Source organism: Actinosynnema sp. NPDC023587, assembly GCF_040640215.1.
Taxonomy (GTDB): Bacteria; Actinomycetota; Actinomycetes; order Mycobacteriales; family Pseudonocardiaceae; genus Actinosynnema.
Genome location: NZ_JBFABG010000001.1, coordinates 893,981 through 912,489, shown reverse-complemented (window position 1 = coordinate 912,489; position 18,509 = coordinate 893,981). Strand labels below are relative to the sequence as shown.

Annotated in this window: 19 protein-coding genes; 13 read left to right on the top strand and 6 right to left on the bottom strand. The window is 72.0% G+C overall.

The features are described 5' to 3' along the window. Positions 1-64 precede the first annotated feature (64 nt). The 5 genes from AB0G01_RS04545 (at position 65) to AB0G01_RS04525 (ending at position 6,130) form a co-directional block, all read left to right on the top strand. Positions 65-469, top strand: coding sequence for a DUF5318 domain-containing protein (locus tag AB0G01_RS04545; protein WP_360939600.1), 405 nt, complete (start codon positions 65-67; stop codon positions 467-469). Between the two features lie 553 nt (positions 470-1,022). Further along, entirely contained in the window at positions 1,023-3,536 is a 2,514-nt protein-coding gene (locus AB0G01_RS04540) for a transglycosylase domain-containing protein (protein WP_360939598.1), read from the top strand. Between the two features lie 158 nt (positions 3,537-3,694). Next, the gene (locus tag AB0G01_RS04535; protein ID WP_360939596.1) at positions 3,695-5,251 is read left to right on the top strand and encodes a glycosyltransferase 87 family protein; all 1,557 of its coding nucleotides are present in this window, start codon (positions 3,695-3,697) and stop codon (positions 5,249-5,251) included. Positions 5,252-5,304: 53 nt separating this feature from the next. Beyond that, positions 5,305-5,838: a hypothetical protein gene (locus tag AB0G01_RS04530; RefSeq protein WP_360939594.1), complete on the top strand. Its 534-nt coding sequence runs from the start codon at positions 5,305-5,307 to the stop codon at positions 5,836-5,838. A gap of 16 nt (positions 5,839-5,854) precedes the next feature. Beyond that, positions 5,855-6,130: a hypothetical protein gene (locus tag AB0G01_RS04525; protein WP_360939593.1), complete on the top strand. Its 276-nt coding sequence runs from the start codon at positions 5,855-5,857 to the stop codon at positions 6,128-6,130. Positions 6,131-6,163: 33 nt separating this feature from the next. On the opposite strand, the gene AB0G01_RS04520 is transcribed toward AB0G01_RS04525, so the two are convergent. From AB0G01_RS04520 to AB0G01_RS04510, 3 genes are read right to left on the bottom strand one after another with little or no spacing between them, the layout of a single operon-like run. Next, positions 6,164-6,793, bottom strand: a complete 630-nt coding sequence (locus tag AB0G01_RS04520) for a methyltransferase domain-containing protein (protein WP_360939872.1) — start codon at positions 6,791-6,793, stop codon at positions 6,164-6,166. Then, complete coding sequence (locus tag AB0G01_RS04515; RefSeq protein ID WP_360939591.1) at positions 6,790-8,193, bottom strand: hypothetical protein; 1,404 nt, start codon at positions 8,191-8,193, stop codon at positions 6,790-6,792. The genes AB0G01_RS04520 and AB0G01_RS04515 overlap by 4 nt, the downstream gene beginning before the upstream one ends. After that, positions 8,190-8,960 (bottom strand): deoxyribonuclease IV, encoded by a 771-nt coding sequence (locus AB0G01_RS04510; RefSeq protein ID WP_360939589.1) that lies wholly within the window; start codon positions 8,958-8,960, stop codon positions 8,190-8,192. Before AB0G01_RS04510 ends, AB0G01_RS04515 begins: the two co-directional genes overlap by 4 nt. Positions 8,961-9,111: 151 nt before the next feature. Between AB0G01_RS04510 and AB0G01_RS04505 the strand changes: the two genes are divergently transcribed. The 6 genes from AB0G01_RS04505 to dnaB all read left to right on the top strand — a co-directional run bounded on the left by AB0G01_RS04505 (position 9,112) and on the right by dnaB (position 13,651). Further along, on the top strand, positions 9,112-10,107 hold the full coding sequence (locus tag AB0G01_RS04505) for a hypothetical protein (protein ID WP_360939587.1): 996 nt from the start codon (positions 9,112-9,114) through the stop codon (positions 10,105-10,107). Between the two features lie 150 nt (positions 10,108-10,257). Beyond that, a complete protein-coding gene (gene rpsF, locus AB0G01_RS04500) occupies positions 10,258-10,593 on the top strand; it encodes a 30S ribosomal protein S6 (RefSeq protein WP_360939585.1) in 336 nt (111 codons plus the stop codon). A gap of 10 nt (positions 10,594-10,603) precedes the next feature. After that, the gene (locus AB0G01_RS04495; RefSeq protein WP_360939583.1) at positions 10,604-11,113 is read left to right on the top strand and encodes a single-stranded DNA-binding protein; all 510 of its coding nucleotides are present in this window, start codon (positions 10,604-10,606) and stop codon (positions 11,111-11,113) included. Between the two features lie 42 nt (positions 11,114-11,155). Then, a complete protein-coding gene (gene rpsR, locus AB0G01_RS04490; RefSeq protein ID WP_015105786.1) occupies positions 11,156-11,395 on the top strand; it encodes a 30S ribosomal protein S18 in 240 nt (79 codons plus the stop codon). A 16-nt stretch (positions 11,396-11,411) separates the two neighbouring features. Then, on the top strand, positions 11,412-11,867 hold the full coding sequence (rplI, locus tag AB0G01_RS04485; protein ID WP_360939581.1) for a 50S ribosomal protein L9: 456 nt from the start codon (positions 11,412-11,414) through the stop codon (positions 11,865-11,867). A 446-nt stretch (positions 11,868-12,313) separates the two neighbouring features. Continuing rightward, positions 12,314-13,651, top strand: coding sequence for a replicative DNA helicase (gene dnaB, locus AB0G01_RS04480; RefSeq protein WP_360939870.1), 1,338 nt, complete (start codon positions 12,314-12,316; stop codon positions 13,649-13,651). A 121-nt stretch (positions 13,652-13,772) separates the two neighbouring features. Here dnaB and AB0G01_RS04475 read toward each other — a convergent pair whose 3' ends face one another. Further along, a complete protein-coding gene (locus tag AB0G01_RS04475) occupies positions 13,773-14,750 on the bottom strand; it encodes a YafY family protein (protein ID WP_360939579.1) in 978 nt (325 codons plus the stop codon). A 113-nt stretch (positions 14,751-14,863) separates the two neighbouring features. Here AB0G01_RS04475 and AB0G01_RS04470 point away from each other — a divergent pair, with 113 nt between their 5' ends. Continuing rightward, positions 14,864-15,268 carry a VOC family protein gene (locus tag AB0G01_RS04470; protein ID WP_360939577.1) on the top strand — a complete coding sequence of 135 codons (405 nt, stop codon included), beginning with the start codon at positions 14,864-14,866 and terminating at the stop codon, positions 15,266-15,268. 130 nt (positions 15,269-15,398) lie between these two features. Here the strand turns inward: AB0G01_RS04470 and AB0G01_RS04465 are convergent, their stop codons facing one another. After that, entirely contained in the window at positions 15,399-16,376 is a 978-nt protein-coding gene (locus tag AB0G01_RS04465) for a WYL domain-containing protein (RefSeq protein WP_360939575.1), read from the bottom strand. Positions 16,377-16,509: 133 nt separating this feature from the next. Here AB0G01_RS04465 and AB0G01_RS04460 point away from each other — a divergent pair, with 133 nt between their 5' ends. Then, the gene (locus AB0G01_RS04460) at positions 16,510-16,920 is read left to right on the top strand and encodes a VOC family protein (RefSeq protein ID WP_360939573.1); all 411 of its coding nucleotides are present in this window, start codon (positions 16,510-16,512) and stop codon (positions 16,918-16,920) included. A gap of 48 nt (positions 16,921-16,968) precedes the next feature. Here the strand turns inward: AB0G01_RS04460 and AB0G01_RS04455 are convergent, their stop codons facing one another. Next, positions 16,969-18,474, bottom strand: coding sequence for a carboxylesterase family protein (locus AB0G01_RS04455; RefSeq protein ID WP_360939571.1), 1,506 nt, complete (start codon positions 18,472-18,474; stop codon positions 16,969-16,971). Positions 18,475-18,509: the final 35 nt, after the last annotated feature.

Below are 18,509 nucleotides of genomic sequence, written 5' to 3'. Positions count from 1 at the left end.
GTGATCACGGCCACTGCCCTGAACGGCTCAACGAGGGGGTGGGGCCGCCACGTACTCTGGTCCCGTGCTGACCCAACGGCAGGTCGTGGACTACGCGCTACAGCGCCGTGCGCTGCTGGCGGAGGTCTACGCGGGCCGGACGGGCACGATGGAGGTCTGCGACGCGAGCCCGTACCTGCTGCGAGCCGCGAAGTTCCACGGCCGGCCGAGCGATGTGACGTGCCCGGTGTGCCGCAAGGAGCCGCTTACCCTGGTGTCCTGGGTCTACGGCGACGAGCTCAAGCACGCGGCCGGCTCCGCGCGCACCGTCGAGGAGCTCACCCGCATGGCGAACCTCTTCGAGGAGTTCACCGTGTACGTGGTGGAAGTTTGCCGCACGTGCAGTTGGAACCACCTGGTGCAGTCATACGTCCTGGGAACACGTGGCCTGGACTCTCGAAAGCCACGGAGGAGGACCGCGGCGGAGTGAAGGACGTCTCCGACCACGGACGTCGCTCATCCCGGGCGACGGCGTACGACCACCGAACCGCGTGCGACGGCACGCCGGTCTGGGAGGCTTTTTCGTGAACGACCAGCATGACGACAGGCACCGTGGCGGAGAGCCGCAATGGCCGACCGGGGAGGACCCGGACGGCGGCGCGCAGCCCCCACGCCACGGCGCAGGGGATCAGCCGGAGCGTCCGAACACCCCGCCGGGCGGTTTCGCCCGCCAGCCGGGTCCCCGCCAGGGCACGCCGCCGGGCGGTTTCGCGCGCCCGCCGGCCGGTGGTCCGCCGCCGGGACGCCCGCCCCTGGGCACGCCCCCGGGCGGCATCCCGCAGGGCGGTCCTCCCCAGGGCGGTCCGCAGGGTGGTCCCCCCCAGGGCACCGGCACGCCGCCGGGCGGTTTCCCGCAGGGCGGTGGCGGTCGACGCCGCGCGCCCGAGCCGGGCCCCGGTGGTCCGAACCCGCGCGGCGGTCCCGGTGCGCCCCCCGGCCCCGGGTCCCACGGCGGCGCGGCACCGCGTCCGGGCGCTCCCGGGGTGCCGGGTCCGGCCAACGCCGACCCGAACGCCACGCGCCAGGTCCCCCGAGGTCCGGCGCGCCCCACCACGCCTCCCGGCGGCACCCGCCGGCCCGGCCCGAACGGCCCCGTGCCGCCCGGACGCCCCCCTGCCGGCGGTCCCGGCGGCCCGCCGCGACGGCCGGGCGAGGAGCCGACCGACCTGCTGCCCCCGGTGCACCAGACGGTGGCCCGTGAGCCGGAGCTGCTCACCCACCGCGAGGACGAGGTCGAGCTGGAGCCGTTCTACGAGGACGACTACGAGGACGAGCCGACTCCGGAGGAGGCGAAGGTCCTGCGCCGGAAGAAGATCTGGCGGCGGGTGCGCCGCGTCACCTACGTCGGCCTGTTCCTGATGATCCTCGGCCCGATCGTCGCGTTCGCCATCGCCTACCAGTTGGTCAACGTGCCGAACCCGGAGCAGGTCGCCTTCGAGCAGGCCAAGGCGATCACCATCCTGTACTCCGACGGCTCGGAGATGACCAAGATCGCGCCCTCCGGCGCGAACCGCACCCTGGTCAAGTACGAGGACCTGCCCGACCAGCTCAAACAGGCGGTGTTCGCGGCCGAGGACCCGACCTTCGAGACGAACCCGGGCTTCGACTTCACCGCCATCGCCCGCGCGGTCTTCTACCAGGCGACCGGCCGGGACAGCGGTGGCTCCGGCCTCACCCAGCAGTACGTGAAGCAGGCGACCACCGAGGACCAGGGCACGCTGAGCCGGAAGTTCACCGAGGTCGTCAAGGCGTACAAGATGTCCGAGTCGCAGGACAAGAAGGACATCCTGACGGCCTACCTGAACACGATCTACCTGGGCCGCTCCGCGTACGGCGTGAAGGAGGCCGCGAAGGTCTACTTCAACCGCAACGACCTCAAGGAGCTCACCCAGCCCGAAGCCGCGCTGCTCGCGGGCATGATCCAGAGCCCCGGCCGGTCCGAGGAGCCCCTGTACGTCAAGGAACGCTGGAACTACGTGATGGACCAGCTCGTCAAGGGCAACTGGATCGACCAGGAGTACCGCAACGCGCAGCAGCAGCCGGAGCTGCGCCCGCTGGCCGAGATCGAGTCCAACGGGCTGGACGGGACCCGGCTGTTCATCCGGATGCAGGTCGAGGCCGAGATGGCCAAGGTCGACTGGCCGGTCGAGCGGGCCCAGAAGTCCGGCGCGATCGTGCACACCACGATCGACCCGACGCTCCAGACCGCCGCCGAGCGGGCGGTGAGCGACAAGCTGGCGGGCGAGGACCCGGACCTGCGGGCCTCGATGTCCGCCATCGACCCGGCGACCGGTGCGGTGCGCGCCTACATGGGCGGCGACGGCAACGGCATCGACTACCAGAAGGGCACCCTCCAGGAGCCCGGCTCGTCGTTCAAGCCGTTCGACTTCGTCGCGGCCCTCCAGAAGGGCGAGGGCGCGGGCAAGCTCTACGACGGCAGTTCGCCCCGGACGTTCCCCGGTCGCGGTGAGAACCGCCCCGTCCGCAACTCGCTCGGCGTCTCCTGCGCGGTGCCGAAGCAGTGCAGCGTGCGCGAGGCGATGGTGAAGTCGGTCAACACCGTGTTCTTCGACATGGCCATGCAGATCGGCACCGGCAACGTCGCGGAGGCCGCCCACCAGGCGGGCATCCCGCGCGAGATCAACTACGACGGCGGGACGCGCAAGCTCCTGGTCGGCGAGGACGGCGGCGTCCCCGACGGCAACATCTCGATCGGTGGTGGCCAGACGCTGGTCCGGCCGTTCGACATGACCTCGGCGTACGCGACGTTCGCCGCGCGCGGCGTCTACCACGAGCCGTTCTTCATCACGAAGATCACCAACGCGGCCGGCGACATGATCCACCAGCACGTCGACGTCACCTCGCCCGCGTTCGACACGGACGCGACCAAGAGCCAGGACATCGCGGACAACGTCACGGACGTGCTGAAGGAGATCCCGACCAAGTCCAACATCGGCTGCGCCGAGAAGCGCGACTGCGCGGGCAAGACCGGCACGCACGAGCTCGCCGACACCTCGCAGAACGCCAAGGCGTGGATGGTGGGCTACACCCCGACGCTGTCCGTCGGCGTGTGGCTCGGTACGGACACGGGCAGCAAGGCGCTGATCAACAACCTGGGCAGGGACATCTACGGTTCCGGCATCCCCGGCCAGATCTGGCAGCAGTTCATGAACCAGGCGATGAACGGCCAGCCGGTGGACCGGTTCCCGAAGGCCAACGCGATCGGCCAGATCGAAGCGCCGAAGATCGTTCCGACGACCACCACGACGGTCCCCAGGGACGTCGAGGAGAAGACCACGACCACCACGCCGCCGAAGCCGACCGAGGTCGAGCCGACGACGACCACGACCACGACGCGGTGCCTCGGCCGCCAGTGCCAGACGACGACGGTGCCGACCAGCGAGCCCACGATCCCGAACCCGAACCCCGATCCGATCGGGGGCGGGGGCGGCGTGACACCGCAGAGCCCACCGGAAGTCCGGATGACCAGGCGGTAGTCGACTGACGACGAGGGCGGGGTGCGCGGTGCGCGCCCCGCCCTCGTCGTCGCACGGGGCCGGGTCGCGGGGTCCTCTTCCCGGGGAACCGATCCGGATTCCCTCCCGACCGGCCTTCTTCACCACAACCGTGGACGCCTCCCCGTAGCATCCGGCAGGTGTCCAGCCCTTCACAGCACACACCGGCGAGCGCCGACGACACCGATTCGCTCGGCCCGGACGAGCGGGTGTACCCCACGTGGACCGAGCCGTTGGCGAAGGCGGCGTCCAGACCGCTCGGCGGAGCGCTCGGCCGGCACGCCTCGGTGGGACGCCAGTGGTTCTGGACGCCGGTGCGCGTCGTGCTGCTGCTGGCCGTGGTGACCCTGTCGTTCGCGTGGATCGCGAAGTCGCCGTGCGTGCAGCAGTACACCGACCAGAACGGCGTGGCGCAGCTCGACTGGCGGGGCAGCAGGCAGTTCACCGCGATGTGCTACTCCGACACCGTGCCGCTGTACACCGCGGAGCGGCTCGACCAGCCGGGGATGTTCCCCTACAAGACGTCCTGGGTGGACGACGAGGGCAAGGCGACCGAGCACGTCCGGTACATGGAGTACCCGGTGCTGACCGGCGTGTTCCAGTGGCTCAACGCGAAGATGGCGCAGGGTTGGACGGTCATCGCGCAGACCGGCTGGCTGCCGAACCCGATGACGGTGATCGTGTACTTCAACATCACCGCGCTGTGGCTGGCGCTGGCGTGGCTGGTGACCGCGTGGGCGGTGGCCCGGCTCGCCCGGCGGCGGGTCTGGGACGCGGCGATCGTCGCGGTGTCACCGCTGGTCGTGGTGCACGCGTTCACCAACTTCGACACGCTCGCCACGGCGTTCGCGACGGCGGGCCTGCTGGCCTGGGCGCGGAAGAAACCGGTGCTGGCCGGTGTCCTGCTCGGGCTGGGCGGCGCGGCGAAGCTGTACCCGCTGTTCCTGCTCGGGCCTCTGCTGCTGCTGTGCTGGCGCACCGGCAAGGTGAAGGCCGGCCTGTCGACGCTGGCCGCGACGCTGGCCACGTGGGCGGCGGTGAACGCGCCGATCGCGTACCTCTACCCGGACGGCTGGCGGGAGTTCTTCCGGCTCAACACCGAACGCGGCGTGGACCCGGACTCGCTCTACAACGTGGTCGCGCAGTGGACGAACTGGCAGGGCTTCGACCCCGGCCTGCTGCACGGGCAGGCCCCCGAGGTGCTGAACACGGTCAGCGCGGTGCTGTTCCTGCTGTGCTGCCTGGGGATCGGGTACGTGACGCTGTCGGCCCCGACCCGGCCGCGCCTGGCGCAGCTCGGGTTCCTGGTGGTGGCGGCGTTCCTGCTGACGAACAAGGTGTGGAGCCCGCAGTACTCGCTGTGGCTGGTGCCGCTGGCCGTGCTGGCGCTGCCGCGCTGGAAGCCGCTGCTGGCGTGGATGGCGGTCGACGCGCTGGTCTGGGCCCCCCGCATGTACTTCTACCTGGGCACCGACAACAAGGGCCTGCCGATCGACTGGTTCCTGGGCGCGGTGGTGATCCGGGACGTCGCGGTGATCGCGCTGAGTGTGATCATCCTGCGGGAGATCTACCGGCCGTCGCTGGACCTGGTGCGCCGGGCGGGCGACGACGACCCGTGCGGCGGGTTCCTGGACGGCGCGCCGGACCAGCGGGTGCTGCGGATCGGCCGGCGGGCGCGGGCGGTCCCGGCGGCCTGATCCCCACCGACGCACGACGAAGCCCCTCGCCCGTCCGGGCGAGGGGCTTCGTCGTGCAGGACCTGTTCGACCCGGTGCGGACGGGGCTGCTGCCCGGCCGTTCCTCCTCGTCGGGTGGCACCGCACCCGCGCTGCTCGACGCGTCGGGCACGCAGACCACGACGAACGCGGTGTGCGTGCGCGCGGTGACCGCCTGGGTCGACCGGCTGGAGAACGACGGTCGCGTGCCCGGCCTGGTGAAGGACCTCGTGAGCACCGTCCAGGGCATGTTCTTCAACGCGGGCGGCATATCCGGCATCAATTCGTCGATCTTCGGCAAAGCGCCGCCCATCTGGCAGGAGCTGTACTTCGAGGTGTGCGCGGACGGCGCGATCCAGCGGTTGCGCCCGCAGACCCCGGTGCCGGTCAGCAGCCTGATGCCGGACCAGCACCTCTACCACGACGGTCGGGCGATGAACCGCGCCGGCCAGTTCGTCGTCAGCGATCAACCGGTGCCCGGGGGCGACTCCAACGCCGGGATCAACCCGCCGTTCAAGCAGTTCTGCTCGCAGGGGACCCTGGTTCCCGACCCCGGCCACAGCCGGTGATCAGGAGGAGGTCCTGATGGGTGGTGGCTTGACGGGGCTGGTGGTCAGCTTCTTCTTCACCGTCTTCTGGGTGGCCGTGGCGCTCGTGCCGGTGCGGGCGGTCGCGGCGCGGCTGGCGTTGTTCGCGGTGCACGGCGGGTTGTCCGCGTGGGCGATCACCGCGACGGCCGAGGCGTACGGAGCCTCCGACGACCTGGCCCTGACCTGTGCCGTCATCTGCCCGGGGCTGCTCGTGGTGCTGGTCAGGCTCGTCCGCCTGGTGGTCGGGGCGATCGTTTCGGCACGGAGCTGACGGTGCGGCGGGGTTCGCGGACCCCGCCGCACCTCACCCCGGTTTGCGGGCGATCAGGTACGCCTGCGCGGTCTTCTCCCGAGGCTCGGGCGCGCGGACGACCGTGGTGCGCGGCTCGAACCCGGCGTCGACCAGGTGCGCCGCGATCCGCTCCGGCGGCAGCCGGTACGCCGTGAGGTCGATCCGGTGGCCGTAGCCCTCGGTGAGGTCGCGGCGCTCGTCGCCGACCTGGAACGCCAGCAGCAGGTGACCGCCCGGCTCCAGGACGCGGAAGAACCCGGCGAGCACCTCCGGGTGCAGCTCCGGCGGGACGTGGATCAGCGAGTACCAGGCCACCAGGCCCCCGAGCGACTCGTCCGGCAGGTCCGGCGACGTCATCGACCCGACCTCGAACCGCAGGTGCGGGTGGCGGGCGCGGGCCACCTCGACCATCCCCGGCGACAGGTCGACGCCGAACGCGTCCACCCCGAGCGAGGCCAGGTGCGCGGTGATCCGGCCCGGTCCGCAGCCGACGTCGGCGACCCGGCCGGTGGCGCACTCCGCGAACAGCCCGAGCACGGCCCGGTCCGGCGCGTTGGCCGCCAGGTCGTCCCGGAGCAGCTCCTCGTAGGACACCGCGACCACGTCGTAGGCGGCCCTGGTGGCGTCCAGGAAGTCGGTCAGGGCTTCGCCCTCGCCTTCGTCACCGCGAGGAACCGGTCCAGCGGGCGGTCCCGGAAGCTCACCTGCGCCTTCAGGAACACGAAGAACAACGTGGCGAGCAGCGCCGCCCGGCCCCACACGCCGATCGTCACGGCCTGCGCGGCGAGCCCGTCGTAGATGCCGGACGGCTGGCCGAACTCGATCGCGTAGTACCAGCGGAAGATGCCGATGCCCATCGCGAGGTCGGCCGCGAAGTACGCGAACGCCCAGCCGAGCGGGACGCGCAGCAGCACGAACATCGGCACCAGCCACAGCGTGTACTGCGGCGAGTGGACCTTGTGCAGCAGCAGGAACCCGCACAGCATCGCCGCCGACACCGGCACCCACGGGTAGATGCCCTCGCGCTGGAACCGCCGCCAGCCGATCCAGCAGGCCAGGCCGAACGACGCCAGGATGCCCACCGGCGACAGCACGCCGACGACCGCCTGCATCGTCTCGTCCGGCATGAACGGGCGCATGCCCCAGAACCAGATCGAGTTCGTGGTGATGTCGACCCGGCGCAACTGCTGGAACGTGAACGACGCCTGCCAGCCCGCGAACCCGGCCAGCGCGAACGGCAGGTTCACCAGCAGGACCGTGAGGGCCGCCGCGAGCGCCACCTTCACCGCGCCCGGCCAGTCGAGCTTGCGGTCCTCGCCCAGGCCCTCACGGCCGCCGGTCAGCACGTACAGGCACAGCGGCAGCACGAACGCCGCCGGGTAGATCTTGAACGCGAACCCCAGCCCGAGCAGCACCGCCGCGACCACCGCGCGGTCCACCAGCGGTCTGGGCGTGCGCCCCCAGCCCCGGTGCACGACGAACACCGCCGCCACCGCGCAGAACACCACCGGCAGGTCCCAGTTGTGGAACGCGTAGAGCACCAGCGGCGGGCCCACCGCCCACAGCAGCGCGCGCCAGCGGCTCAACTTGCCCAGCAGCCACGCCGTGGCCAGCCCGAACGGGGCCATCAGCAGCGCCGAGAACAGCAGGAACGTCGCGTCGTCGTGCGCGAAGATCGCCCCGGCCCAGATCAGCAGGCCGGTCAGCACCGGGTACTCGACCGTGCCGCCGATCAGCACGCCGTCGGTGTTGATGCTGCCGTCGACGTAGGGGAACACGTGCCGGTCGACGTCGCGGCCGATCCACAGGTGCTGGATGTCCGAGTAGCAGACGTCCCGCTTGTTGCGCTTCTCGTAGTCGGGCTGGCTGCGGCCCCACGGGTCGAAGAACGGGCCGGTGCAGCGGTCCTTGTTGGCGAATCCCGCGAGCAGCGTCAGCCCGCACAGGAGGACCAGCGCGGCCAGCGCGATCCGGCCGAGCCGGTGCGACCGCCGCCCGGACGACCGTTCGGGCACGGCGGCCACCTCCCGTGTCACGCTCATCGGGCCAGGTGCTCGCGGAGGTACGCGATGTCCTCGGCCTGTCCCTCGTCCGGTGTCTCGACCAGTGCCGGCGCGCCGGCCTCGGCGACCACCGCGACCAGTTGCTCCGGGTCGATCGTGCCCGACGCGATGTTCGCGTGCCGGTCGCGGGCCGAGCCGAACTCGTCGCGCGAGCTGTTGAGGTGCACCAGGTCGATGCGGCCGGTGATGGCCCGCACCCGGTCGACGACGCCCACCAGGTCCTCGCCGGAGGCGAACGCGTGGCAGGTGTCCAGGCAGAACCCGGCGTCGAACTCGCCCACCGCGTCCCACAGCCGGGACAGCATGTCGAACGTGCGGGCCATGGCGTTGTCGCCGCCCGCGGTGTTCTCGATCAGGATCGGGACCGCGAAGCCGCCGTCCGCCGCCTGGCGCTGGAACATCTTGCGCCAGTTCGCGATGCCGTCGGCCGGGTCGTCGCCCTTGGCGACGTGGCCGCCGTGCACGATCAGGCCCTTGGCACCGACCTTCGCCGCGCCGTCGGCGTGCTGGAGGACCATCTTCCGGGACGGGATGCGGATCCGGTTGTTCAGCGACGCGACGTTCGCCACGTACGGGGCGTGGACGAAGACGTCGAGGTCGGCGGCCAGCAGCGCCTCGGCCTGCGGGTGCGGCGTCGGAGCCTTCCACCCCTGCGGGTCGGCGAGGAAGAACTGGACGACCTCGGCGTCGCGGGCTGCCGCGGCGGCCACTGGGTCGTCGTCGCGGACGTGAGCCCCGATGCGCATGACTGTGCAGAGTAGTCGGGTGCCGCAACGTGTCGGCCGGGGCTGCCGATAGGAATTTCGTCGGATCGGACATGACTCGCGTCACCACGAGGCCCTACGCTCGTTACTTGCAAGTAGGAACGGCGTGGTGGCAGGGCAGGGAGGCTGGAACGTGCGGACCCGACTCACCCGGCTGTCGGGTGCGGTGGCCGTGGTGTTCGCGGTCGGCGCGGCGGGGGCGGGCACCGCCGACGCGGCCGAGCCGGTGGTGGTCGGCGGTTGTGCCACCACCGTCCGGGGAGCACCGGGCACGCCCGTGTCGCTGAGCCCCGGCGCGGTGGTGGGACCGGTGTCCGACCTGGTCCGGGCCGTCCCGCTGCTCGGGCCGCCGCTCGCCGAGCCGTTCACGTCGGCGTTCACCGCGCTGCCCCCGATCCCGATCGGCGCGATCCCCACCGGGACGGGCGTGATCTCCGGCGGCGACATCGCGGACCAGGTCGTCGCCCACCTGGGCAGAGTTTCGGTGCTCGGGCCGGTCCTCACCACCGTGACCCCGCGCGTCCGGGCGACGCTGACCCGCCTCTGCGGCGTGACCGCGACCGGCGTGAACGCCGCCGTCGCGCCCGTGCAGGACGGTGTCGAGGACGTCGCGGACGCCGCGCAGGAGGCGATCGGCCACCTGCCCGGCGTGCCCGGCACCGAGCCCACGCCGGATCCCGGCACTCCACCCGACCCCGGTACGCCGCCGGGCACCGGCACGCCCGACCCGGGTCGGCCCGGCGGCACGCCGGACACCGGTCGGCCCGGTGACCCGCCCGGCGGGTTCGCGCCGGTCGACGGCGTCGGCGGGGCGGACCTGCCGCTCTCCGGGGCGAACCCGTTCGGCGGGGACTTCGGCCGGGTGCCGCTGTCCGGCTACGGCTCGCTGCCGTTCGCGATGCCCGGCCGGTTCCCGCCGGGCGTCCGGTACGGCGGCACCGTCCCCGGTCACCGGCTGCCGGGCGCGGACGCCGACGGCGTGCAGACCGCCGGGCGCGCGCAGGCGCTGCCGGGCAGCGGTCGGGCGGGCGGTAGTGGCGTTCCCGTGCTGCTGGCCGTGCTCGCGCTGTCCTGCGTGACCGGCGCGCTGGTGCGCACCTGGGTGCTGCGCCGCGCGGTGGCCCCCTGAGGCCCGATCGCCCCTCGCGGACCAGCGGGAACCGGCCCCCGGCGACGGTGCCCCGGGACCGGTTGCTACCCTCTGCGGGTTGCTGACGCGACGACCCTCCTGCCACGGAAAGTCCGTGGCCGCCGAGTCCACAGGAGGTGAGTGGTCTTCATGCGTCATTACGAAGTGATGGTCATCCTCGACCCCAGTCTCGACGAGCGCACGATTGCGCCGTCCCTTGACACGTTCCTCAACGTCATCCGCACCACGGGCGGGAACGTCGAGAAGGTCGAGGTGTGGGGCAAGCGCCGGCTGAGCTTCGAGATCAACAAGAACACCGAGGGTATCTACGCGGTGCTCGACCTGATCTCGTCCCCGGACGCGGTGAAGGAGCTGGACCGCCAGCTCGGACTCCAGGAGACGGTGCTCCGGACCAAGGTCCTGCGCCGCGAGCCCTCCAAGGCCCCGAGGCAGAAGCCCGTCAAGGCCGCGGCCGCCAAGGTCTAGGGGTCTCGACATGGCAGGCGAGACGACGATCACGGTGGTCGGGAACCTGACCGCCGACCCCGAGCTGCGCTTCACCCAGTCCGGTGCCGCGGTGGCCGGCTTCACGGTCGCTTCCACGCCCCGGACCTTCGACAAGGCGTCGGGGGAGTGGAAGGACGGCGAGGCGCTGTTCCTGCGGTGCAACGTGTGGCGGCAGGTCGCGGAGAACGTGGCCGAGTCCCTCACCCGAGGCTCGCGCGTGGTCGTGACCGGGCGCTTGCGCCAGCGTTCCTTCGAGACGAAGGAAGGCGAGAAGCGCACCGTCATCGAGTTGGAGGTCGACGAGATCGGCCCCTCGCTGCGGTACGCGACCGCGAAGGTCAACAAGGTGAGCCGTGGAGACGGCGGTGGCGGCGGCTTCGGCGGCGGCGGCGGTCAGTCTCGCGGCGGTGGCGGCGGCGGTGCCCCGGCCGACGACCCGTGGGGCTCCGCGCCCCCGGCGGGTTCCGGCGGCGGTTTCTCCGACGAGCCCCCCTTCTAGACCGCCCCCCATACCTCACCGCGTGATACCAGGAGTAACCACATGGCCAAGCCGCCTGTGCGCAAGCCCAAGAAGAAGGTCTGCGCGTTCTGCAAGGACCGCAACGCGCACGCCATCGACTACAAGGACACCACCCTGCTCCGGAAGTACATCTCGGACCGGGGCAAGATCCGCGCCCGCCGGGTGACCGGCAACTGCTCGCAGCACCAGCGCGACGTCGCGGTCGCCGTCAAGAACGCCCGCGAGATGGCGCTGCTGCCCTACACCTCGACCGCTCGCTGAGAAAGGGGAGAACACCGTGAAGCTCATCCTCACCGCTGACGTCAGCGGACTCGGTGGCCCCGGCGACATCGTCGAGGTCAAGGACGGCTACGGCCGCAACTTCCTGCTGCCCCGCGGTGTGGCGATCCTCGCCACCAAGGGCGCGGCCAAGCAGGTCGAGGTCATCCGCCGTGCGCAGGAGACCCGCCGGGTCCGCGACCTGGACCACGCCAAGGAGATCAAGTCCTCGCTGGAGGGCCTGGGTTCCGTGACGCTCAAGGCGAAGGCCGCGGTCGGCTCGAAGAAGCTGTTCGGCTCGATCACCTCGTCCGACATCGTGTCGGCGGTCCGCACCGCGGGCGGCCCCACGCTGGACAAGCGGTCGGTCGACATCGCCGGTCACATCAAGACCCTGGGCAAGCACACCGTCTCGGTGCGCCTGCACCCGGAGGTCACGGTGGCGCTGGCCGTCGAGGTCGCCGCCGCGGGCTGAGCCCGCGCGTGTTCCGCCGCTGAAGGGGTCGTTCGACCGGTGCTCCGGTCGGGCGGCCCCTTCGCACGTCCGGCTGTGGACAACTCGCTGTGACAGGTAGGCCGCGACACGCCGAGCGGCCGGTTACACGCGACACGCCGAGGGTGTGACAAAGCATTTCTCCACACACTTATCCACAGGGTCTGACCTGGGGAAACTTCTGTCACGACCGGAGTTGTACCCAGGTTGTCCACAGCTTTCCCCGGTGCTGTGCCCAACCCTGCGAAACCATCCCCAGGCTGTCCACCGGCTTGTCCACAGGCTCGTTTGCCTGGTCCATCCGGGGGCCTTAGCGTCGCCGGGGTCGCTGAGCGTGCCTCGCCGGGATTGTCGTACCCACGAGGTACAACTTGGGGCACGAACAGAATTGGGGTGAGTTCGCGGTGGCGCTGGTGGACGACCGGGGCATGACCGAGCCCGGTTTCGAACGGCAGCCGCCCCAGGACCTCGCCGCGGAGCAATCCGTGCTCGGCGGGATGCTGCTGAGCAAGGACGCCATCGCCGACGTGGTCGAGGTGCTCGCCCCCAACGACTTCTACCGGCCCGCGCACCAGGCCGTGTACGACTGCGTGCTGGACCTGTACGGGCGCGGCGAGCCGGCCGACCCGATCACCGTCTCGGCGGAGCTGGAGCGCCGGGGCGAGCTGCTGCGGGTCGGCGGCGCGCCGTACCTGCACACCCTGATCGCCACCGTGCCGACCGCCGCGAACGCGTCCTACTACGCCGAGATCGTCGCCGAGAAGGCCGTGCTGCGGCGGTTGGTGGAGGCCGGCACCAGGATCGTCCAGCTCGGCTACAACGGTGCCGAGGGTGCCGACGTGGACGAGGTGGTGGACCGCGCGCAGGCGGCGATCTACGAGGTCACCGAGCGCCGCACCACCGAGGACTACGTGGTGCTGGAGGAGCTGCTCCAACCGACCATGGACGAGATCGACGCCATCGCCTCGCGCGGTGGTTCGTCGCTGGGCATCCCGACCGGCTTCGCCGACCTGGACGAGCTGACCAACGGCCTGCACCCCGGTCAGATGATCATCGTCGCGGCCCGCCCCGGTGTCGGCAAGTCGACGCTGGGCCTGGACTTCGCCCGGTCCTGCTCGGTGAAGCACGGCCTGACCAGCGCGATCTTCTCGCTGGAGATGAGCCGCACGGAGATCGTGATGCGCATGCTCTCCGCCGAGGCCAAGATCCGCCTGGGCGACATGCGCGGTGGCCGGATGAGCGACGACGACTGGACCCGGCTCGCCCGCCGGATGAGCGAGATCAGCGAAGCGCCGATGTTCGTCGACGACTCGCCCAACCTGACCATGATGGAGATCCGGGCCAAGGCCAGGCGGCTCAAGCAGCGGCACGACCTGCGCCTGGTGATCGTCGACTACCTCCAGCTCATGTCCTCGGGCAAGCGCACCGAGTCACGCCAGCAGGAGGTCTCCGAGTTCTCCCGGAACCTGAAGCTGATCGCGAAGGAGCTGGAGGTGCCGGTGATCGCGATCAGCCAGTTGAACCGAGGCCCGGAGCAGCGCACCGACAAGCGCCCCCAGCTCTCCGACCTGCGCGAGTCCGGCTCGCTGGAGCAGGACGCCGACATGGTGATCCTGATCAACCGCCCGGACGCGTGGGAGCGCGACGACCCGCGCGCCGGCGAGGCCGACCTGATCATCGCCAAGCACCGCGCCGGCCCCACCGCCACCATCACCGTCGCGCACCAGTTGCACTACAGCCGCTTCGCCGACCTCGCCCAGTCCTGACCCGCGCCCCTGCGGGCCCCGTGCCTGCGCCGACCCCCTCGGCCACGCCTTCGCCTCCGTGGGATTTTTTGCTCCCGTTGTGCTCTCAGGCCGGTGGGACGTCGAATTTCCCAGCGCGTGATCAGTCCTCCGGTCGCGCCTCGGCGTGGCCGGCGAGCCGGCCGGCCAGTGCTCGCACCAGGTCGCGGAGGGCGTCGGGTCGTTCGACGACGAACGGCCGGTCGAGCGCGGCGAGCAGGGGTGGTATCCATTCGAGCCGTTGTGCCCGCATCCGGGCCCGCACCCAGGAAGTGCCGGGATCGATCTCCTCCAGCCGGGCGACGGACGGCGGGAGGACGGAGCGGATCTGTTCGGGCGTCGATCGAATCCGCACGGATACCTCGTGCCGGTGCGGCGTCTCGGCGATCGCGGTCAGCACCCGCTGGGCCGGGTCGAACCCGACTGGTGCGTCGAACGTTCCGACGTGCATCTCGACGGTCGTGATCCGGTCGACGCGGAACGTCCGCACCTCCCCGCTGGCGGAGTCGAAGCCGGTCACGTACCACCGCCCGGAGTGGGCCACGACCCCGTACGGGTGGACGACGCGTGTGCCGGCACCGCCGTGGCCGGCGGTGTAGCCGAGTTCGACCGGGTGACGATCCCGCGCCGCCTCCGCGACGGTGAGCAGGACCTCGGCCTCCGTCGTGAGCGCCGGTCGTGCGGGCGCGGTGAAGTCGGCGACCTCCAGCAGCGCGTCGAGCCGACGGCCGAGTGCTTCGGGCAGCACTCGACGGACTTTCGCGATTGCGCTCTCGGCGGCGGCGGCCGAGGTGCTGAGCAACCCGGCGCGCCGGCCGGCGACCAGACCGAGCAGGACGGCCAGTGCCTCCTCGTCGGTGAGCATCAGCGGAGGCATCCGATAGCCCGGGGCCAGGCAGTACCCGCCGTGCCGCCCGCGCACCGAGCGGACCGGGACGTCCAGGTCGAGGAGGTGACCGACGTAGCGGCGGACGGTGCGCTCGTCCACGTCGAGTCGTTCGGCAAGCTCGGCGACGGTGCGGGTACCTCCGCGCTGGAGGATCTCCAGCAAGGCCAGTACGCGGGCGATCGGCCGAGTCACGCACAAGATCCTCCCAATACCGGGCGGAACCTGTCCACTATCGCCTTTACCGTGTCCGGTGTCCCCTCGGAGGACGGGATCAGAACCGTCCTCCGGCGCAGAAAGGATTCACCGTGCAGCTTGTCTCCGTCCGCGTCATCACCAACGACGTCGCCCGTCTTGTCGGGTTCTACGAGCAGGTGACCGGCCTCGATGCGCGGCGGCCCGCCGAGCAGTTCGCCGAGCTCGTCGGTCCGTCGTGCACGTTGGCCATCGGCAGTGCCGAGACGATGGCGCTGTTCGGTGCCGGGGCGGCCGTACCCGAGTCGAACCGGACCGCGATCCTCGAATTCCTCGTCGAGGACGTCGACCGGGAGTACGAACGGCTGACGGGCCTGGCCGTCGCCCCCGAGATCGTGCGGAAGCCGACCACGATGCCGTGGGGAAACCGCTCCCTGCTGCTCCGGGACCCCGACGGCAACCTGGTCAACTTCTTCGCCCCGCTCACCGACGAGGCCCGCGCGAGGGTCGCCCGCTGACCGGCCCTGTCAGCGGCCGGGCGATCGACTCTCTTCGTGAGTGGGCCGTCCGAGTCGCACTCGACGACGCCCGGTTGTGGGGGTCGAGCCGCAACACCTTCGCGAGTTCGGCACCGGGCCCCACCGGCGCTCAGGCCGGGGCCGCGTAACGGGTGGCGATCGCGGCGGCGCGGTCGTGCAGGGCGGTGCGCAGCCACTGCGGGGCCAGCGCTTCGGCACTCGTGGCGAACTGCCACAGCGCCCACTCGGCGTGCCTCGGGTCCTGGAAGGTCACCTCCATCCGCAGCCGGCCGTCCGCCTCGACCTCCTCGGTGAGGACGGCCAGCGCGGTGCCCACCAGGTCCTCCCGCCGGGCCGGCACCACCCGCACCAGCGCGGTGACCTGGTCGCCGCCGCTGCGGAACCGCGCGCTGCGCTCCTGCCAGGCCCGGTCCAGGTCGACCCGGTCCGGTCGCCGGGCGGGTTCGGCGAGTTCCTCGGCGGCCGAGATCCGGGACAGCCGGTAGGTGCGGTCCGCGCCGGACCTGGTGGCCAGCAGGTAGCCCTGGTCCCGCACGGTGACCAGGCCGATCGGGTCGACCGTGCGCCAACCCGGGGTCCGGTCCGCCGCCGCCGCGTAGTGGATGCGCAGCCGGTGCCCGGCGAGCACCGCGCGCCGCACCTCGGCCACCACGGGGTCGGGCACCTCCTCGGCGACCTGCCGACGGGACAGGAGGTCGGTCTCGGGGTCGATGAGCAGCCGCTCGGCCACGCCGGCGGCGGCGTCCCGGTGACCCGCCGGCAGTGCGTCGACCACCTTGAGCATGGCCGAGGCCAGCGCCGAACCGAGTCCGAACGCCTGCGCGCCGCGCCGCGATCCGGCGACCAGCAGGGCCAGGGCCTCGTCGTGGTTGAGCCCGGTGAGCTCGGTCCGGAAACCGGGCAGCAACGCGAACCCGCCGTGCCGGCCGCGCTCGGCGTAGACCGGGACGCCGGCCAGGGACAACGCCTCGATGTCGCGCAGCACGGTGCGGGTGGACACGTCCAGCTCCCGGGCCAGCGCGGTCGCGGACAGCCGACCGCGTTGGCGCAGCAGCAGGACCAGGGAGACCAGCCGGTCGGCGCGCACCGGAAAACCCTAGGGCAATACACGACACGAGGTGTCGTGTATTGCCGGGAAGCTCGGTGTGCGGCCCCCGGACGCCCTCGGCGGTCACTTCCGCGGTCCGGGCCGCTGTTCCACCGACACGAAGGAGCACCAGGTGGGGTCTCGACTCAACCCGTACCTCGGTTACCGCGGCAACGCGCGGCAGGCGATGGAGTTCTACCAGGAGGTGTTCGGCGGCGAACTGGAGTTGGGCACGGTGGCGGATTTCGGCTCGCCGGACTCGCCCCGCGCGGACCAGGTCGTGCACTCCCGGCTCGACACCCCGGACGGCTACTCGCTGATGGCCTGGGACGTGCCGGAGGAAGTGCCCCACCACCCGGGCACCAACGTCGCGGTCTACCTCGGCGGCGACGACGGCGGACTGCGCGGGCACTTCGCGAAGTTGTCCGCCGGCGGCACCGTGACCACGCCCTTGGAGAAGCAGTCGTGGGGTGACGAGGCCGGCGCGCTCGTGGACCGGTTCGGGATCAGTTGGATGGTCAACATCACCCAGCGGCAGGTCTGAGCGGGCGAGGAGCTCGCCGTCGAGGGCGTGGGGCTGCCGCCCGACCGCTCAGGGCAGGCGCGCCCAGAAGTCGAGGCGGTGCTCGGCCCGGTAGTCCGTGCCGCCGATCCGGTCCGGTGCCAGGGACTGGACGTGCCCGGTGCCGAAGCCGGGCCACGCCGGGAGGTCGGCGCGCGCGGGGTCGCCACGGGTGGCGAAGGCCGCCCAGTACCCCCGGACGCCGTCGGCGAGCGCGCGTTGCGCCGCCGACAGGACCGGACCGCCGGGGAAGTCGAACAGGTACGGCAGCTCGCTGGAGTGCTGGGCACCGGCGGGGAAGCCGGGGAGCGGCACGAGCGGCGGGGCGTCCCGGTCGGCGAACTCGTAGAACCACGTGCCGGTGTGCGCGGCGAAGGCGCGGCCCAGCTCCCAGGCCGGCCGCGCCCACGCCCGGTCGGTGCAGAGCCGCGCCCAGGCGAGGCTCGGCGTCGGGGCGTCCCCGAGCGGGTAGCGGGCGGCGACCTCGTCCGCCGCGTCGCCGAACGCCTCGGCCAGCAGTCGCGGGTAGCTCTCGGCGGTGACCGGCCGGCCGGCGAGGTCCGCGAAGAGCCCGACGTAGAACCGCGCCTCGTCGCGGGTGGTGCCCAGCACCACCGGCACCCGGTGGAAGCGCCCGGCGGGCAGTGCCACCGCGGGCGACTCGGGCAGGGTGAGCCCGCCGAAGGCCGGTCGGATGAAGGCGTCCGACGCCTGGAGCAGGTCCGCCACCGGGACCTGCCGGAGCCGCGCGAGCGCCGCCCCGGGATCACCGCCCGGCGTGGTCCAGCCGTGCTCGGCGGCGGTGGCGGCACCGAGCCGGTCCAGCTCGGCGGCCGGGGTCCACATCGGCGGGAGCGCCGGCACGCCGGGGATGAGGGTGTGCGCCGGCGTCGGGCCCAGGACCGCGAACGCGCTCTGGAGGATCGCGCGGTGGAACAGCCCGGCCGACGCGGGCGACACGAGGTGCGCCGCGACCATCAGCGCGCCGTGGGACTCCCCGGCCAGGGTCACGTTCGCCGGGTCGCCGCCGAAGCGCGTGATCTCCCGCCGCACCCAGCGCAGCGCGGCCCGCTGGTCCTGGAGGCCGAAGGTGCCCCCGTCGGCGAGGCCCGGGTGGCCGAAGCACCCGAGCACGCCGAGCCGGAAGGTCGGTGCCACGACGACGAGGTCGCCGGCGAGGGCGAGCCGCCGGGCGTCGCGACCGGCAGTGGTTCCGTTCGTCCCACCGCCGCCGTGCAGCCACACCACCACCGGTCGCCCGGTGCCCGGGGCCGCCGGCGCGGTGACGTCGAGCGTCAGGCAGTCCTCGTCGAGGGAGGTGACCTCCGCGAACGACCGGGCCGACTGCGGCGCGGGGTTCCCGGGCCCGGTCGCGTCCCGGACGCCGGACCAGGGCGTGACCGGTGCGGGCGGTCGCCACCGCCGGTCGCCCACCGGGGGCGCGGCGTAGGGGATTCCCCGGAACGAGAGGTGCCCGTCGAACCGACGACCGCGAACGGTGCCGCTGCTCAGCCGGACAACCACCGGGCCGGTCATCGGTCCCGCTCCCCGAACGACCTCGTTGGCAATAC

Bases quoted from the DNA above. Each gene is read 5' to 3' on its own strand.
- AB0G01_RS04525 (WP_360939593.1), top strand. From the start codon at position 5,855: ATGGGTGGTGGCTTGACGGGGCTGGTGGTCAGCTTCTTCTTCACCGTC.
- AB0G01_RS04515 (WP_360939591.1), bottom strand. From the start codon at position 8,193: ATGAGCGTGACACGGGAGGTGGCCGCCGTGCCCGAACGGTCGTCCGGG.
- AB0G01_RS04510 (WP_360939589.1), bottom strand. From the start codon at position 8,960: ATGCGCATCGGGGCTCACGTCCGCGACGACGACCCAGTGGCCGCCGCG.
- rpsF (WP_360939585.1), top strand. From the start codon at position 10,258: ATGCGTCATTACGAAGTGATGGTCATCCTCGACCCCAGTCTCGACGAG.
- AB0G01_RS04495 (WP_360939583.1), top strand. From the start codon at position 10,604: ATGGCAGGCGAGACGACGATCACGGTGGTCGGGAACCTGACCGCCGAC.
- rpsR (WP_015105786.1), top strand. From the start codon at position 11,156: ATGGCCAAGCCGCCTGTGCGCAAGCCCAAGAAGAAGGTCTGCGCGTTC.
- dnaB (WP_360939870.1), top strand. From the start codon at position 12,314: ATGACCGAGCCCGGTTTCGAACGGCAGCCGCCCCAGGACCTCGCCGCG.
- AB0G01_RS04455 (WP_360939571.1), bottom strand. From the start codon at position 18,474: ATGACCGGCCCGGTGGTTGTCCGGCTGAGCAGCGGCACCGTTCGCGGT.